Origin of the sequence: Tolypothrix sp. VBCCA 56010 (genome assembly GCF_050875635.1) — a bacterium.
Classification (GTDB): Bacteria; Cyanobacteriota; Cyanobacteriia; order Cyanobacteriales; family Nostocaceae; genus Hassallia.
Map to the genome: position 1 here is coordinate 46,236 of NZ_JBPAOH010000035.1, position 14,844 is coordinate 61,079.

Here is a 14,844-nt window from a genome sequence, read left to right on the forward strand (position 1 = left end):
TTGCGCGATCGCCTCTTAACCAAATACGATGAATTTGAGTCAAATGACCAATCCAAAATCCTGAAAAATGTCATTATAGTAATAGTACGAACATACTGGAGATAAGACAACGGTTTACGCACGTCCTTTAGCACGGTTAATTGAGCAACTGCAACGCTTGCCAGGAGTGGGTCCCAAAACTGCCCAACGTCTAGCGCTGCACATATTAAAGCGTCCAGAATCAGAAGTAGAAGCTTTAGCACAAGCTTTAATTGAAGCAAAAAAACAGGTAGGCTTGTGTTCTGTCTGCTTTCACCTATCTTCTGAACCTGTTTGTGAAATCTGCCGCAACTCCAACCGCGACAACAGCACTATCTGTGTGGTTGCTGATTCTCGCGATGTGATTGCACTAGAAAAAACCCGCGAGTTCAAAGGCAAGTATCATGTCTTGGGTGGGGTGATTTCTCCCATAGATGGAATTGGTCCAGAACAATTAACTTTGCAAGCTTTGGTGCGACGGGTAAGTAAAGAACAGCCGCAAGAAGTTATTCTGGCAATTAGTCCGAGTGTCGAAGGAGAAACGACGACACTATATATTGGTCAATTAATAAAGCCATTTACCAAAGTGACACGGATTGCTTTTGGTTTGCCTGTGGGTGGCGATTTGGAATATGCTGATGAGGTGACGCTGGCAAGAGCTTTAGAAGGGCGTCGGGAGTTGGATTAGTTGTTGGTCAATAGTTTATTATGTAACTTTGTCATTAGCCACCTAATTAAGGTTCTCGAAGACAGTGGTAACACTACATTCTTTCGTCGATCGCCAAACTTTACAAAATCTTGCCAACTCGTATCCTGAATTAGATATCGCTTCTGTAGAGACTTGTTTAGCGTTTCTCAACACCACGGCTGATGTATATGCAGCTTTGTCCGCTCATTTTGCCCGATATAATCTTTCAATGGGGAAATTCGCGCTGTTAATGCAGTTGCTTCAAGCTGATAAACAAGAATTAACACCATCGGAATGTGCTGAACGTACAGGTGTTACTAGAGCTACTGTCACCGGACTGCTTGACGGATTAGAACGAGATAAATTAATCATACGTCAGCCTTGCCCAGCAGATAGGCGGATGTTAAGTGTGCAATTAACTGATAAAGGCAGGGAGTTACTTTCTCAAATGCTTCCTGACCACTTTTGCCGTACCACAAATTTAATGGCTCATCTGACTGAAGCTGAAAAAAAGACTTTAATTAAACTGCTAGCTAAGGTAAAGGCTGGAACTCCGGCAATGTTTGACCTGTAAAATCTGTTGTGGAAAAATCAGACTTATTGTAAATTTTAATTAGCCGCCTAACTATAAGGTGACTAATAACTAAGGTAAAGCCTGATGAAGAAGCTAAATGTCAAGCAGAAAAACTGGTTGTTATCCTTCCATGTTGCCTTTGGAGGAATTTGGTTTGGAACTGCTTTGTGTATGGTTGTTATTGCTTGGAGTAACCGCAACACTCTTAATGGTGATGAATTATACGCAATAAATTCGATTCTTAAACGACTAGATGACTTTGTAATTATTCCCTCTGCTAATTTATCGCTCTTAACAGGTGGGTTGCTTTGCTGGCTGACGATTTGGGGATTTTTCAAACATTATTGGGTGATTGTTAAGTGGGTAGCAACGGTAACACTGATTATCGTCGGTACTATCTGGCTGGGTCCGTGGGTAAACGCTGTAACTGCGATTTCTGAAACCGACAGATTACAAGCGCTGCAAAATCCGCTGTATATATTTGACCAAAAGGGAGTGATTGTAGGTGGGATTATTCAGACTTTTTGTGTTTTAGCGATCGTTGCTATTTCAGTTCTCAAGCCTTGGGGTAGGCGCAATTTGAAGAAAGAGGAGGAGAAAGAAAGCGATAAATCGCTTACTACGAGCTAAAGTTTTATCCGAATCGCACATGTTTATTTTGCATCACCAGCCAGACTGAGAGCAGCGCACTGGCAACACCAGCGATAATAAAACAGGGAACATAACCTGAATTATCGACTATTCTACCAAACATTGCTGCACCGATTCCTTGTCCGATAAATAAGCTGAACGCAAACAGTGAAACTGCTGTCCCTCGTGCTTCTGGGGATAGTTCCGTTGCTTTTGTTTGCAAGGTGTTGTGCATCATGTAATAGCCGAATCCCGTGAGGATGTTTAAGGGAATAAACAGCATCCAGTTATGAAACGCTGTTATCAACAGGTAGCCAGCACACACCAACCACCCTCCAACTCCAAGCAAACCTCTTTCACCAAGCTTGCGTACCAGCCATTTGACTGCACTACTGTAGATTAAACCACCTAGCCCGAAGCCAGTCAGCATAAAGCCGATAATCAAATAAGATAAGTTATATCTGTCTTTTAGGAATGCACCCAGATAAGGGAATGCGCCAAAGATGAAAAAGCCTTCAACAAACACTCCTATGATGACAGTGCGAGCGATCGCTTGGGTCATAAGTTGATAATAAGGTTTGAACGTTGCCAAACCCATCGGGCTTGAAGTATGATGCTGTTGTTTGGGTAGGCGGTGACTTCGACGCCACATCAAAGCAGCGATCGCCAAAGATACAACCCCAAGCAGCAGAAAAATGTCACGCCAGCTAAGATACTCCCCAAAGATACCCCCCAAACTGCCGCCGAGAATTTGACCTAATATAATTCCACTCAGATATCGTCCTAGCGCTGTTTGCCGTTCTTCGTAAGCGAAGTTATCGCCAATGTAAGCTAGCGACATTGGAATAATCCCGGCTGCAACTATACCCGTGAGAAACCGCAGCAATGCGAGTAGGGCAATATTTGGTACAAAGGCACAAGCAGCCGTCCCGACTGCAAAGGCTGCCATTGCCGCCGTCATCACCTTAAGTTTACCAATGCGATCGCCCAACGGACCGTAAACTAATTGAAACAGTCCGTAAGGAATTGTATAGGCGCTGACAATCACCGCTGCACTGCCAACATTTAGTTTAAAATCGTCGGCAATGACACGTAGCAGCGGCTCAATTACCCGCGCATCGGCAAATACCATGAAGCCCGCAGCGCCCAACAGTCCTAATGAAACGGGTGTTTTATTTGTCATTGAATCGTCTTCGCCGACTGGTTAAATAATAACTCCCGCGATTTCTCAATATTAAGCGTTTGATTTTTAAATGCCTCTGCCTTTTGGTAGGCGCGAATTGTTGCCGGACGTGCCTTAATTGCTTCAAACCAGCGCTTTAAGTTGGGAAAATCCTCTAATTTCTGACGTTGACCCTCATATCCGGTAATCCACGGATAAGCGGCAATATCAGCGATAGAATAATCACCAGCTACAAATTCTCTATCTGCTAATCGTTTATTTAGCACTCCATATAAACGCCCTGTTTCATTGACATAGCGATTGATCGCATATTCAATCTTTTCGGGCGCGTATTGAACGAAGTGATGATTTTGTCCTGCCATTGGTCCGAGTCCCCCCATTTGCCAGAATAACCATTGTAGGGTTTCAACGCGATCGCGCAAATCTGCGGAAATCAACTTGCCGGTTTTTTCTGCCAAATATAGTAAGATTGCCCCAGACTCAAAGACGGAAATCGGTTCACCGCCAATTGCAGGTTCGCGATCGATTATTGCTGGGATGCGATTATTAGGGGAAATCTTGAGAAAATCAGGTTTAAACTGATCGCCTGTTCCTATATTTACTGGAATAATATTGTAAGGCAGTCCGGCTTCTTCAAGGAACATTGTGATTTTATGACCGTTGGGCGTTGTCCAATAGTAAAGGTCAATCATTTGTAATTTCTCCTATTCTGCGATTATTGTGTTTAGTTCTGCGTCAGCATGGACAATAAAAACTTTCATGAGTTCGTTTTCATTTCATGGTTCTAAAGATTCAGTTGAACTGGAGACAACTGTGAATTGCTTGTACCAGGACGTTGACCAATACGCAGTACAAACACTGCTGCAATCAGGCACATCACGCCAGCCAAGATAAATGCGTGTAAATAAGTACCTAACCAAGTCCTCAGCGCACCTGCCCCAAACGCTGCTGTCGCTGCGCCTAGTTGATGTGCTGCAACAATCCAGCCAAACATTACACCTGCTTTTTCTTTGCCGAACACATTGGTAGTTAATCGCACCGTGGGGGGTACAGTGGCAATCCAATCAAGACCATAGAAGACTGCGAATACAGAGAGTCCGTAAAAATGGGGATCGAAACTGAAGGGCAAAAATATCAAAGATAGCCCCCGCAGACCGTAGTACCAAAAAAGCAAGTAGCGATTATTCCAACGGTCAGATAGCCAGCCAGAGGCGGTGGTGCCGACAAAATCGAATATTCCCATGACTGCTAGTAGCCCTGCTGCTTTGACTTCAGGTATTCCGTGGTCGATGCAAGCGGGAATTAAATGAGTGCCGATAAGTCCGTTGGTGCTAAGACCGCAAATAAAAAAACTACCAGATAATAGCCAAAAGTCACGCGATCGCATTCCCAGCCAAAGTGCGCTTAACGTAGTGGCGATAGGGTTTACAGTGCGTTGTCGCGTTTCCACCGTTTCTGATTGCTCACAATACGCTTGCAGTCCTACTTCAGATGGGCGATCGCGCATCAATAGTGCAATTAAAGGTATAATTGCCAAGCTAACACTGGCAACAATCAACACCGCACTCCGCCACCCAAAACGTTCGACTACTGATGCCAGCATTGGCAAAAATACCAATTGTCCGGTGGCTGTACTTGCAGTCAGCACACCGAGAACCAAACCGCGTCGCTTGGCAAACCAGCGATTGACGACAATCGCACCCAAAACTAAAGCGATAACTCCAGTACCGCTACCGACAACTACCCCCCACAGTAACACTAGTTGCCACGGTGTCGTCATCAGGGTGGTTAAGCTGACGCCAATGCCAAGTAAAGCGAGGGCAAACACCATCGTGCGTCGAATGCCGATTTGTTCTAAGACTGCTGCGGCAAAAGGTCCAATGAGTCCGTAGAGTACCAAGTTAATGGAAATCGCCAGGGAAATAGTTGCTCTAGACCAACCGAACTCTTGTTCTAAAGGGACAATTAAAACGCTGGGAGTAGCGCGAATTCCAGCAGCGATCAGCAAGGCTAAGAAAGTTAAAGCTGCAACGATCCAACCATAATGAAGCGATCGCCGTGCGAGGTAATTGGCTAGGGACATGATTACAATTATTTCCTCAAAATCACAGACTACTAAACTGGCTATGAGGTAACTATTACCGCCCAATTTTCTAGACTATGATGAATGTAGTTATCGGGCGGACATTTGCTAAAACTTTATTAACGCTAACCTTGGTAGGGATTGTCTAATTTATCTACAAAGACGTTATAAGAGAATGGCAAACGACCGGGATCGAGACGTGGTTCTGCTGCGTAGCCAACAGGAACGAGAACGGCGATCGCTAAATCTGGCTCATTCGCTGCACCGATTACTTCTTTTACTTTGTCTTCAATCCAGCCATTCATAAAACAGGTGGATAAACCCAAACTTTCGGCTGCTAATACTAAATGTGTCGCGGCAATCATCGCATCTTTGATCGCATATTCCCGTCGCTTGTCGCCAAGTCCAGCATGAAACTGAGGAATGGCTGTTTTAAAATAGTTTACTGTGCCTTCATTCCACGCGCCAGTTTGTAACCCTTGCTCAAAAACCGGGGTTAAGTCTTTTTCCCCTGCGTAAATATCGGCAGCAAAAACAAAGGTAACAGGTGCTTGGATGATTTGTTGTTGATTCCAAGATGCTGCACTCAAAGCTGCTTTTTGCGCTTCATCTTGTACAACCACAATTCGCCAATCTTGAATATTATAACTGCTGGGTGCGGCTACAGTTAACTCAACTAGTTGATGTAGCAGTTCTTTTGATATGGGGTCTGATTTGAAACTTTTAATCGAACGACGTTGAGCGATCGCGCTTGGCACATCTAGAGATTGAACTTGCGTGATTGGATTCATATATCTATGGAATAATTGGTACAAAGCAAGAAATTAGCTTCTTGACTAGGCTTTATTTGTTACTTGGTTTTTTTAGAGCCAACTTGCATATTGTATCGGCAATGTAGCAATATTTTTTTGGTGAAGTTCTTGGGCAGCGCGATAAGTCCAATAAGGGTCGCGCAGCATTTCCCGTCCTAATAGTACAATATCTGCACGATTATTGCGGATAATTTCATCGGCTTGCATGGCGTTGGTGATGGCACCCACGGCAGCGGTGGCAATGTCCGCATCGTGACGAATCTTTTCGGAAAAAGGAATTTGCCAACCAGAACCAAAGGGAATGTTTTTGTTATCAGGAGTGTTGAAACCCGAACTACAATCAATTAAATCGACACCTTCAGCTTTCAGCTTTTTCGACAATTCCACCGAATCATCAATTGTCCAACCGCCTTCTACCCAATCAGAACATGATAATCTGGCAGTTAGAGGCAGGCGATCGGGCCATACTTCCCTAACAGCGCGTGTTGTTTCTAACAAAAAGCGAATTCTATTTTCAAAACTACCGCCATACTCATCTGTACGTTTGTTAGATAACGGTGAATAAAAGCTGTGTGCTAAATAACCGTGGGCAAAATGTAATTCTAACCATTCATATCCAACTTCAAGCGATCGCACTGTGGCAGATCGAAAATCATCTTGTATTTGCTGAATATCTTGGCGTGTCATTTCATTGGGAACACGCCATAATTTCTCATTATCAAAGGCGATCGCACTCGGTGCAATTGTCTCCCACCCACCTTCAGAATCTTTAAGAGAATTATCTCCTTCCCACGGACGCGCTGCGCTGGCTTTTCTCCCAGCGTGCGCTAGCTGAATCCCCGGTACTGCACCATGTTCTTTGATAAACTTGTTGATGCGCTGTAGCGGTTCAATGTGTTTGTCTGACCAAATTCCCGCATCTCTTGGCGTGATGCGTCCTCGCGGTTCTACAGCAGTAGCTTCGGCGATAATTAATCCTGCACCACCTATTGCACGCGAACCAAGATGAACTAAGTGGAAATCATTAGCCATTCCATCATCTGAACTATATTGGCACATCGGCGAAATCCCGATGCGATTACGTAATGTTACGCTTTTTAGTTGATAAGAATCGAATAAGTGTGGCATGATTTGCTCCCTGTGTTTTTAGTCAAGATGAAGCGATCGCAATTGCAATCATCACCATGAAAACTTTGTCTTATTCACGTTAGTAGAATAACTTAACTAGCGATCGCTGGATAGTCTGTGTATCCTTTTTCACCGCCACCATAAAAGCTTGTCGGATCTGCTTGATTCAACGGTGCATTCAAAGCAAAGCGTTCGGGCAAATCGGGATTTGCTATATACAAAGTACCAAATGCAACTAAATCAGCCGCACCAGTTGACAAAACAGCATCACCTCTGCTTTTGTCATAACCGCCATTAACGATGAGTGTACCTTGAAAGCGCTCTTTTAGATGACTGGTTGGCACCACCGTTGCCCCATGTCTGATGTCTGCTTCTATCGCTTCAAAGATATGCAGATATGCTAAATCAAATTTATTCAGCGCTTGGGCTGCATAACCAAATGTTTCTGAGGGGTTAGAATCACGTATATCGTTAAAAGTGCCGCTAGGAGATAAGCGCACTCCTACTCTATTAGCACCCCATACACCAATTACCGCTTCTGTCACTTCTACCAATAGTCGGGCGCGATTTTCAATTGAACCGCCATATTTATCTGTGCGCTGATTCGTACCATCGCGGAGAAACTGGTCAATTAAATAACCATTAGCTGCGTGAATTTCTACGCCATCAAAGCCAGCTTCTAACGCATTTTCTGCGCCTTGGCGGTACTGTTCCACAATTTTTGGAATCTCCTCAGTTTCCAAAGCGCGGGGAGTAACAAAAGGTTTCATTCCTTCGTAAGTCAGCACTTGTCCTTTGGGTGCGATCGCGCTCGGTGCTACAGGCAACGCTTGATCCGGTTGCAAATCTGGGTGAGAAATTCTCCCAACGTGCCACAGTTGCAGGTAAATTCTTCCTTTATGTTGATGTACTGCATCTGTCACCAATCGCCAACCCGCCACCTGTTCTGGCGAATGAATACCCGGTGTATTCGGATACCCCTGCCCTTGAGGAGAAACTTGAGTTGCTTCGGCGATAATCAGTCCCGCTGTTGCTCGTTGAACGTAATATTCAGCGTTTAGCTGATGCGGAACATTTCCCTTACCTGCCCTTTGTCGCGTTAAGGGAGCCATCACAATTCGGTTTGGTAATTCAAGTTCACCTAACTTGTACGGAGAAAGTAAATTGATATCGGTATTCATAAGTTACCTCTATTAATGGGGCAATGGGCATTGGGCATGGGGCATCGGGCATGGGGCATCGGGCATGGGGCATCGGGCATGGTCTATGTGTGGCTGTGAAATACGCGATCGCTTCTTTTTATTACCAATGCCCATTGCCCATTGCCCATTGCCCATTGCCCAATTCACAATTACAGATACTGTGATAAAGTTTTAGTCAAGGTTGTTTTGGGTACTGCACCAACAACCGTATCTACTTGCCGACCACCTTTAAACACTAATAGTGTGGGAATGCTGCGAATTCCGTAATGGCTGGCAACAGTGGGATTTTGATCTGTGTTCAGTTTCACCACTTTCACCTGTCCGACGTATTCGCCGGCAACTTCATCCACTACGGGAGCTACCATCCGACAAGGACCGCACCAAGGTGCCCAAAAGTCCACTAACACGGGAATTTGACTTTCTAGGACTTCTTGCTTGAAGGTGGCTTCTGTTACGTTTGTAACGGATGACATAGTTGTCCTCCTGTAAGATTCTTTAGTTCGGTATAATCGAATAAATTAAATATAGTTTATTTAACGAGATAATGCAAGCATGAGATTTCTTTATCACCCAGACAGAAAAGACATTTCTTTATCAGGAGTGCTGTATGCTTTAGGCGATCCGGTGAGGTTGGAGATTGTGCGGTTGCTTGCGACTGTGGGAGCGCAACCGTGTGCGGGGTTTGATTTTGCGATCGCCAAATCTACGATGTCGAATCACTTTAAGATTTTGCGGGAATCGGGGGTAGTCTTCACGCGCAAAGAAGGCACACAGCATATTAACATGCTGCGGCGTCAGGATATAGATCAATTGTTTCCGGGGTTGCTGGATGCGGTATTGCGATCGGCTCAACCGATGCAAATTTGTCAACAGGCAACTGCTGTGAAAAGTGTTTCACTCTAGATAATGGTAATGGGGCATGGGGAGAGGGGGAGAGGGGAGCCAGCGCTGTGCGGAGGCATCCTCCGTTGAGGCGTCTGGCGTGGAGAGTGGGGGAGTGGGGGAGTGGGGGAGTGGAGGAGTGGGAGACAAGGAGACAAGGAGACAAGGAGACAAGGAGAATAATTCTTTCTCCCCCTCCCCTTGTCCCCCCCTCCCCTTGTCCCCCCTCTCCCCCTCCCCCACTCTCCCACTCTCCCACTCCCCATTCCCAAATTAAAAAGGTAATTTGAGCAGATTTATAATACTTAATTCTTTCTTTTCTTGAGGTAAACCTAATTTAATCGCCTTTGGATTGCGAGGATAATTATAAGAATTGAAAAGTATATCCCATATAGTGAAAAAACTCGCATAATTTGCTGTTGCTTCTTTTCGGGCTTGAGAATGATGAGAGCGATGATAATTGGGTGTGACAATAAAGTAACTGAGATATCTATCAATTTTTAACGGAATAGCCCAATTGCTGTGATGAAAGATTAATTCACATGCCAAGAAAATTTCATATAATAATAAGTTTTGCAGAGTAATACCAAATAACCAGATTAAAAATAACTTAGGTAGATTAGCGAAAATTGCTTCAACTGGATGAAAGCGATAAGCAGTAGAAGTATTCATTAACATTTCTGTATGATGAACCTTATGAAAACGCCATGCAATAGGCAGAGTATGCATTAATCTGTGCCACGCATACATATATCCATCGAGCAATAAGAAAGACAAGACTATTTTTAAGAAAGGAGAATGAATGAAATGAAAAAACCCAAGCCATAAAGTTTGTTGCCAAATGCAATTTAAGAGTAAAGCTATGGTAAAATTATTTGCCAATACATTTATCAAGCCAAGAACTAAATTAGTATAAACTCTTTTATCGAAACTCTGTTTAAAACTGAAAAACGGAAACAGATTTTCTAAAGTTCCGAATGAAATAACACTGCTGACAACAAGAAGTGATTGCCAATCCATGTTGAGATTCGCTCCTCTATAAAAAAATAAGCGAATAAGCGATCGCCGTTGCTTTAAGTATATATAAATATGTAGTACTAAATAACACTCTTCGTGGCTGCTAATTAGATCAACCGTCAAGTACCGCAATTGGAAAAAAGTTGCTTTCTGCTGCCTGATTTTTATATCCTCTGGAAGTGGAGAGTAATAATTACAATTGTTGCTTCCCCCTTTGCCCTCCTGTACTTGTTTGGTTATGACCGCACCAGCAGCTTCTGTTTCGATGTGGACTCCCCTACGTCAGCCTGTGTTTCGTGCCCTTTGGACAGCCTCAGCGGTGTCAAGTGTTGGCACTTGGATGCATGATGTCGGCGCAGCATGGTTGATGACTTCGCTTTCACCGTCACCGTTTTTAATTGCGTTGATGCAGGCAGCATCAAGCTTGCCGTTTTTTTTGCTGGCATTACCTGCGGGAGCGCTGGCAGATGTCGTCGATCGCCGAAAAATGATTTTGTGGACTCAGGGTTGGATGCTGATTGTCGCTACTTTGTTGGGATTTCTCACCCTGGCAAACATTACTACACCGTGGATTCTCTTAGTTCTCACCTTTGCTCTGAGTCTCGGCAGTTCGATGAATATGCCTGTATGGCAAGCCCTAACCCCGGAACTAGTAGAAAAAGAAGAACTTCCCCAAGCTGTCACCCTGAGCGGCATTGTAGTTAACCTTTCGCGGTCGATTGGTCCGGCTTTAGCGGGGATAATTATCGCTCAAGCTGGCACGGGAGCAGTTTTTCTGCTGAATGCTGCTTCCTTTGTCGGGGTGATAATAGTAGTTTATCAGTGGCGGCGCACTCCGCAAAAAAGCGGCTTACCCACAGAACGCTTCATTGGAGCGGTACAAGCGGGTATTCGTTACGTGCGCTACGCTCCAACTTTTCAATCAGTGCTAATTCGCACCTCAGCTTACATTTTATTTGCTAGTGCTTTATTTGCCCTTTTACCGCTTTTAGGAAGACGAGAATTAAAGTTAGATGCTTTCGGATACGGAATGATTCTCGGCTTTTGGGGTATTGGTGGATTAGCGGGAGCGTTCATTTTACCGAAGCTACGGGAGCAGTTTTCTATAGATAAATTGGTGGCAGGCTCATCAGTATTGATGGGTATAATGTTGCTGGCGCTAGGGTCAGTGCGGAATTTTTACGTAGTATGTGCGTTGATGCTGTTGGTGGGAATTGCTTCCCTGAGCAGTATGGTTAGTTTCAGTGTGTCAGCGCAAACAGCCGTGCCTACCTGGGTGCGTGCGAGAGCTTTATCCGTGCATTTGCTTGTGTTCCAGGGATGTATGGCTTTGGGAAGTTTGCTGTGGGGTTTGGTAGCCCAACGTACAAGCATAACCGTAGCTTTGACTACCGCCGGAGTGGGATTGATTGTGGCTGTGGGGCTGACTGCACGCTATCGCTTGCGCTGTGCGGAAAAATTAGATTTGCGGTCATCGCTGCATTGGGATCAACCGATAAACGCTTTTGAACCATGTCCGAATGATGGACCTGTGTTAATTAGTTTAGAATATCGCATTGACCCAGCGAACGCGGAGGAGTTTACCAAAGCGATGCAAGCACTAAGTCAAATTCGCCGGCGTGATGGAGCGATTCGGTGGGGTTTGTATCAAGATTTATCAGACCCAGGTCGTTTTGTGGAAACGCAAATTGTCGAATCTTGGGCAGAACACAAACGGCAATTTGAACGAGTTACGAATAGCGATCGCCTAATTGAAGAACGTGTGCGGGCATTTCATATTGGCGAAAAACCGCCGAAAGTTTCGCAAATGATTTACTCAAAATATACAGATGGTCAGGGTTTGCGGCAACCGTGCGGATGAGGGGATGAGGGGACAAGGGGGACAAGGGGGACAAGGGGGACAAGGGGGACAAGGGAGCAGGGAGCAGGGGAAAGAAATTTTTTCCCAATGCCCAATGCCCAATGCCCAATGCCCATTGCCCATTGCCCAATGCCCAAACTCCCTATCTAACTTGCGATCGCAACCGACTTTCTGCGAGTCGGACGCTTGCGGTCTGATTTTTTCTTCAATCCAACCGCTTGAGCTTGATCGCTATCTGTTCCATATTGCCCGCGCACGACATCTTTCATCGCTAATACAGCATTGTGAAATTCCCATTCTGCTAATCGTGCAGCATCCGCAGCAGCACGGTATAAAGTTAGTTTTTCGGTTTCGGCTTGTTGTTGCGTCAACATAGCCTGATAAGCTTGCTGTAACTTTGTCGCAGAGGCATCAGTACGGGTTGTGTCATAGGTAGTGATGGTTTGCAAACCGTGCAATGAGTCAACATCTTGACTAATCAGTCGAGGGGACAAACGGCGTGTTCTATCTTGGGCAGCCATAGTTGCATACGTGATAAAGTATATATTTAAAGTACCCATTGCAACAAAAAATATAACAGTAAGCGAAGAAAAGGGTAATTTAATGGTTGCTGGTTGATGCGATCGCATTGTCACCCGATGCAATCGCATTGTCACCCGATGCAATGGCATTGTCACCCGATGCAATCGCATTGTCACCCGATGCAATGGCATTGTCACCCGATGCAATCGCATTGTCACTCGATGCAATCGCATTGTCACTCGATGCAATCGCATTGTCACTCGATGCAATCGCATTGTCACTCGATGCAATCGCATTGTCACCCGATGCAATCGCATTGTCACCCGATGCAATGGCATTGTCACTCGATGCAATATAATAGACCTCTGGTGAAAAACAATGTAGAGACGTAGCAGTGCTACGTCTCTACAAAAGTTCTGGATAAGGCATATTTAATTTCTACCAGATGTCTAATGGATAAATTAACCGAGTATCCCAAGCTAATCAGGCGTATTTTATCTGAGAATGTAGAATTATGCAACCGTCGTCCCAACAAAGACATTGAGACATTTTTGATTGTGGATGAGTCAAAGAAGCATTACATCTGGATGAACCTTGGTTGGCAGAACGGCGATCGCATTACTGGTATTACCGTTTATGTTCGCATTCGTGATGGTAAAATCAAAGATTGAGGAAGATAGGACTGAAAATGGCATTGCAACTGATATAGTTCGTGCGGGTGTTCCCAAGGAAGATATTGTCTTGGCATTCCACGAGCCTAACATGCGGCAGTACACAGATTTTGCTGTAGCCTTGTAGCGATCGCGTATTGATGATTTATCTTTAAACTGAGTTCAGCAATTTCCAAAACTTTTTGGAAGAGTATTCTAGACAATCTAGATGACCAGAATAGGCGATCTCGACAATTTAATTGTCTTAACTAAAATAGGAGCATAAAGGCACATAGTATAGTAGACGATATATATGAATATCTCCTTTACTCCAGAATTAGAGCAATTTATCCAAAGTCAAGTTGCAAGCGGTAAATATGCCTCAACAGAAAAAGTGATTGTTGCGGGTATTAAACTGTTGGAGGAAAGAGAATGTATTTATCAGGGTAGATTTGAGGAATTGCAACGAGAAATCATGGTTGGGGTCGAAGCTTCAGAACGTGGAGAAATTATTGACGGGGAAACGGTTTTCCAGCAACTGAAACAGAAACTACAGCAGCGTCGTCAGCAGACTGGTAAATGAGCAATATTTGTAGATTTACTGCTCCTGCAAGTCAACCAAAACCCTTGTAGAGAAGCAAAATTTCGCGTCTATACATTATATATAGTTAGAAATATTCTTGCCTAGTTTTGCCTTTTCTGAATTGATAGCGACCATTCTCGCAGACAATTACAGGACTTACGCAAAAACCAAGATCGCTCCTCTTATTCCTCTGTGTTCTCTGCGTCCTCTGCGGTTCGTTTTTGGTCATTTTGCGTAAGTCCTAAATTAGTCAGATTTTCACGGATAGTAATTGTGTTGGGATGATTAACCCCTAAGCTTTGTTCAGCAATTTGCAAAGCTTTTTGCAACAGTGGTTCAGCTTCACTGTACCGTCCTTGGGATTCGTAGAGTCCTGCCAGGTTGTTGTAACTCATGGCAACATGGGGATGCTCTTCTCCCAGCAAGCGTTGCGTTAGTTGCAAAGCTTTTTGGTACAGTGGTTCAGCTTCACTGTACCGTCCTTGGGATTCGTAGAGTCCTGCCAGGTTGTTGTAACTCATGGCAACATCGGGATGCTCTTCTCCCAGCAAGCGTTGATAAAGTTGCAAAGCTTTTTGGTACAGTGGTTCAGCTTCACTGTACCGTCCTTGGGATTGGTAGAGCATTGCCAGGTTGTTGTAACTCGTGGCAACAGAGGGATGCTCTTCTCCCAGCAAGCGTTGATAAAGTTGCAAAGCTTTTTGGTACAGTGGTTCAGCTTCACTGTACCGTCCTTGGGATTCGTAGAGTCCTGCCAGGTTGTTGTAACTGCTGGCAACATCGGGATGCTCTTCTCCCAGCAAGCGTTGCGTTAGTTGCAAAGCTTTTTGGTACAGTGGTTCAGCTTCACTGTACCGTCCTTGGGATTGGTAGAGCAATGCCAGGTTATTGTAACTGCTGGCAACAGAGGGATGCTCTTCTCCCAGCAAGCGTTGCGTTAGTTGCAAAGCTTTTTGGTACAGTGGTTCAGCTTCACTGTACCGTCCTTGGGATTGGTAGAGTGCTGCCAGG

21 protein-coding genes are annotated in these 14,844 nt (G+C 44.6%); 9 read left to right on the plus strand and 12 right to left on the minus strand.

All coding sequences use genetic code 11. The annotated features are described in order from the left end of the window. The first annotated feature begins 148 nt into the window (after positions 1–148). The 3 genes from recR (at position 149) to AABK37_RS14630 (ending at position 1,910) form a co-directional block, all read left to right on the plus strand. Entirely contained in the window at positions 149–706 is a 558-nt protein-coding gene (gene recR / locus AABK37_RS14620) for a recombination mediator RecR (protein WP_432552306.1), read from the plus strand. A gap of 64 nt (positions 707–770) precedes the next feature. Continuing rightward, positions 771–1,280 carry a MarR family winged helix-turn-helix transcriptional regulator gene (locus AABK37_RS14625; protein WP_432552286.1) on the plus strand — a complete coding sequence of 170 codons (510 nt, stop codon included), beginning with the start codon at positions 771–773 and terminating at the stop codon, positions 1,278–1,280. A gap of 84 nt (positions 1,281–1,364) precedes the next feature. Then, the gene (locus AABK37_RS14630) at positions 1,365–1,910 is read left to right on the plus strand and encodes a hypothetical protein (RefSeq protein ID WP_432552287.1); all 546 of its coding nucleotides are present in this window, start codon (positions 1,365–1,367) and stop codon (positions 1,908–1,910) included. A 4-nt stretch (positions 1,911–1,914) separates the two neighbouring features. Here AABK37_RS14630 and AABK37_RS14635 read toward each other — a convergent pair whose 3' ends face one another. From AABK37_RS14635 to trxA, 8 genes are all read right to left on the minus strand, one after another. Further along, on the minus strand, positions 1,915–3,093 hold the full coding sequence (locus AABK37_RS14635; protein WP_432552288.1) for an MFS transporter: 1,179 nt from the start codon (positions 3,091–3,093) through the stop codon (positions 1,915–1,917). After that, the gene (locus tag AABK37_RS14640) at positions 3,090–3,785 is read right to left on the minus strand and encodes a glutathione binding-like protein (protein ID WP_432552289.1); all 696 of its coding nucleotides are present in this window, start codon (positions 3,783–3,785) and stop codon (positions 3,090–3,092) included. The genes AABK37_RS14635 and AABK37_RS14640 overlap by 4 nt, the downstream gene beginning before the upstream one ends. A gap of 92 nt (positions 3,786–3,877) precedes the next feature. Next, on the minus strand, positions 3,878–5,176 hold the full coding sequence (locus AABK37_RS14645; protein WP_432552290.1) for an MFS transporter: 1,299 nt from the start codon (positions 5,174–5,176) through the stop codon (positions 3,878–3,880). 125 nt (positions 5,177–5,301) lie between these two features. After that, positions 5,302–5,967 carry a nitroreductase family protein gene (locus AABK37_RS14650; protein WP_432552291.1) on the minus strand — a complete coding sequence of 222 codons (666 nt, stop codon included), beginning with the start codon at positions 5,965–5,967 and terminating at the stop codon, positions 5,302–5,304. A 72-nt stretch (positions 5,968–6,039) separates the two neighbouring features. Next, a complete protein-coding gene (locus tag AABK37_RS14655) occupies positions 6,040–7,116 on the minus strand; it encodes an NADH:flavin oxidoreductase/NADH oxidase (protein WP_432552292.1) in 1,077 nt (358 codons plus the stop codon). 92 nt (positions 7,117–7,208) lie between these two features. After that, entirely contained in the window at positions 7,209–8,297 is a 1,089-nt protein-coding gene (locus AABK37_RS14660) for an alkene reductase (RefSeq protein ID WP_432552293.1), read from the minus strand. A gap of 12 nt (positions 8,298–8,309) precedes the next feature. Continuing rightward, entirely contained in the window at positions 8,310–8,453 is a 144-nt protein-coding gene (locus tag AABK37_RS14665) for a hypothetical protein (RefSeq protein ID WP_432552294.1), read from the minus strand. A 14-nt stretch (positions 8,454–8,467) separates the two neighbouring features. Beyond that, positions 8,468–8,791, minus strand: coding sequence for a thioredoxin (gene trxA, locus AABK37_RS14670; protein WP_432552295.1), 324 nt, complete (start codon positions 8,789–8,791; stop codon positions 8,468–8,470). Positions 8,792–8,870: 79 nt separating this feature from the next. Here trxA and AABK37_RS14675 point away from each other — a divergent pair, with 79 nt between their 5' ends. Beyond that, positions 8,871–9,221, plus strand: coding sequence for an ArsR/SmtB family transcription factor (locus tag AABK37_RS14675; RefSeq protein ID WP_432552296.1), 351 nt, complete (start codon positions 8,871–8,873; stop codon positions 9,219–9,221). Positions 9,222–9,237: 16 nt separating this feature from the next. After that, positions 9,238–9,477 carry a hypothetical protein gene (locus tag AABK37_RS14680; RefSeq protein WP_432552297.1) on the plus strand — a complete coding sequence of 80 codons (240 nt, stop codon included), beginning with the start codon at positions 9,238–9,240 and terminating at the stop codon, positions 9,475–9,477. On the opposite strand, the gene AABK37_RS14685 is transcribed toward AABK37_RS14680, so the two are convergent. Then, entirely contained in the window at positions 9,474–10,220 is a 747-nt protein-coding gene (locus AABK37_RS14685) for a sterol desaturase family protein (RefSeq protein ID WP_432552298.1), read from the minus strand. The two genes, AABK37_RS14680 and AABK37_RS14685, sit on opposite strands and share 4 nt — an antisense overlap. A gap of 235 nt (positions 10,221–10,455) precedes the next feature. Between AABK37_RS14685 and AABK37_RS14690 the strand changes: the two genes are divergently transcribed. Next, positions 10,456–12,078, plus strand: a complete 1,623-nt coding sequence (locus tag AABK37_RS14690; protein WP_432552299.1) for an MFS transporter — start codon at positions 10,456–10,458, stop codon at positions 12,076–12,078. A 146-nt stretch (positions 12,079–12,224) separates the two neighbouring features. Here the strand turns inward: AABK37_RS14690 and AABK37_RS14695 are convergent, their stop codons facing one another. Both AABK37_RS14695 and AABK37_RS14700 read right to left on the minus strand, forming a co-directional pair. After that, positions 12,225–12,599, minus strand: coding sequence for a hypothetical protein (locus tag AABK37_RS14695; protein WP_432552307.1), 375 nt, complete (start codon positions 12,597–12,599; stop codon positions 12,225–12,227). A gap of 79 nt (positions 12,600–12,678) precedes the next feature. Continuing rightward, complete coding sequence (locus AABK37_RS14700) at positions 12,679–12,954, minus strand: hypothetical protein (RefSeq protein ID WP_432552308.1); 276 nt, start codon at positions 12,952–12,954, stop codon at positions 12,679–12,681. 98 nt (positions 12,955–13,052) lie between these two features. On the opposite strand from AABK37_RS14700, the gene AABK37_RS14705 reads away from it, so the two are divergent. From AABK37_RS14705 to AABK37_RS14715, 3 genes are all read left to right on the plus strand, one after another. Next, positions 13,053–13,271 (plus strand): element excision factor XisI family protein, encoded by a 219-nt coding sequence (locus AABK37_RS14705; RefSeq protein ID WP_432552300.1) that lies wholly within the window; start codon positions 13,053–13,055, stop codon positions 13,269–13,271. After that, positions 13,252–13,398, plus strand: a complete 147-nt coding sequence (locus tag AABK37_RS14710) for an element excision factor XisI family protein (RefSeq protein WP_432552301.1) — start codon at positions 13,252–13,254, stop codon at positions 13,396–13,398. Before AABK37_RS14705 ends, AABK37_RS14710 begins: the two co-directional genes overlap by 20 nt. Positions 13,399–13,563: 165 nt before the next feature. Continuing rightward, positions 13,564–13,833, plus strand: a complete 270-nt coding sequence (locus AABK37_RS14715) for a type II toxin-antitoxin system ParD family antitoxin (protein WP_432552302.1) — start codon at positions 13,564–13,566, stop codon at positions 13,831–13,833. A 182-nt stretch (positions 13,834–14,015) separates the two neighbouring features. Here the strand turns inward: AABK37_RS14715 and AABK37_RS14720 are convergent. Then, positions 14,016–14,844, minus strand: an 829-nt coding sequence (locus tag AABK37_RS14720) for a tetratricopeptide repeat protein (protein WP_432552303.1), incomplete at its 5' end; no start/stop codon positions are given.

Bases quoted from the DNA above. Each gene is read 5' to 3' on its own strand.
- AABK37_RS14630 (WP_432552287.1), top strand. From the start codon at position 1,365: ATGAAGAAGCTAAATGTCAAGCAGAAAAACTGGTTGTTATCCTTCCAT.
- AABK37_RS14635 (WP_432552288.1), bottom strand. From the start codon at position 3,093: ATGACAAATAAAACACCCGTTTCATTAGGACTGTTGGGCGCTGCGGGC.
- AABK37_RS14640 (WP_432552289.1), bottom strand. From the start codon at position 3,785: ATGATTGACCTTTACTATTGGACAACGCCCAACGGTCATAAAATCACA.
- AABK37_RS14645 (WP_432552290.1), bottom strand. From the start codon at position 5,176: ATGTCCCTAGCCAATTACCTCGCACGGCGATCGCTTCATTATGGTTGG.
- AABK37_RS14650 (WP_432552291.1), bottom strand. From the start codon at position 5,967: ATGAATCCAATCACGCAAGTTCAATCTCTAGATGTGCCAAGCGCGATC.
- AABK37_RS14655 (WP_432552292.1), bottom strand. From the start codon at position 7,116: ATGCCACACTTATTCGATTCTTATCAACTAAAAAGCGTAACATTACGT.
- AABK37_RS14660 (WP_432552293.1), bottom strand. From the start codon at position 8,297: ATGAATACCGATATCAATTTACTTTCTCCGTACAAGTTAGGTGAACTT.
- AABK37_RS14665 (WP_432552294.1), bottom strand. From the start codon at position 8,453: ATGGGCAATGGGCAATGGGCAATGGGCATTGGTAATAAAAAGAAGCGA.
- trxA (WP_432552295.1), bottom strand. From the start codon at position 8,791: ATGTCATCCGTTACAAACGTAACAGAAGCCACCTTCAAGCAAGAAGTC.
- AABK37_RS14675 (WP_432552296.1), top strand. From the start codon at position 8,871: ATGAGATTTCTTTATCACCCAGACAGAAAAGACATTTCTTTATCAGGA.
- AABK37_RS14680 (WP_432552297.1), top strand. From the start codon at position 9,238: ATGGGGAGAGGGGGAGAGGGGAGCCAGCGCTGTGCGGAGGCATCCTCC.
- AABK37_RS14685 (WP_432552298.1), bottom strand. From the start codon at position 10,220: ATGGATTGGCAATCACTTCTTGTTGTCAGCAGTGTTATTTCATTCGGA.
- AABK37_RS14690 (WP_432552299.1), top strand. From the start codon at position 10,456: ATGACCGCACCAGCAGCTTCTGTTTCGATGTGGACTCCCCTACGTCAG.
- AABK37_RS14695 (WP_432552307.1), bottom strand. From the start codon at position 12,599: ATGGCTGCCCAAGATAGAACACGCCGTTTGTCCCCTCGACTGATTAGT.
- AABK37_RS14705 (WP_432552300.1), top strand. From the start codon at position 13,053: ATGGATAAATTAACCGAGTATCCCAAGCTAATCAGGCGTATTTTATCT.
- AABK37_RS14710 (WP_432552301.1), top strand. From the start codon at position 13,252: ATGGTAAAATCAAAGATTGAGGAAGATAGGACTGAAAATGGCATTGCA.
- AABK37_RS14715 (WP_432552302.1), top strand. From the start codon at position 13,564: ATGAATATCTCCTTTACTCCAGAATTAGAGCAATTTATCCAAAGTCAA.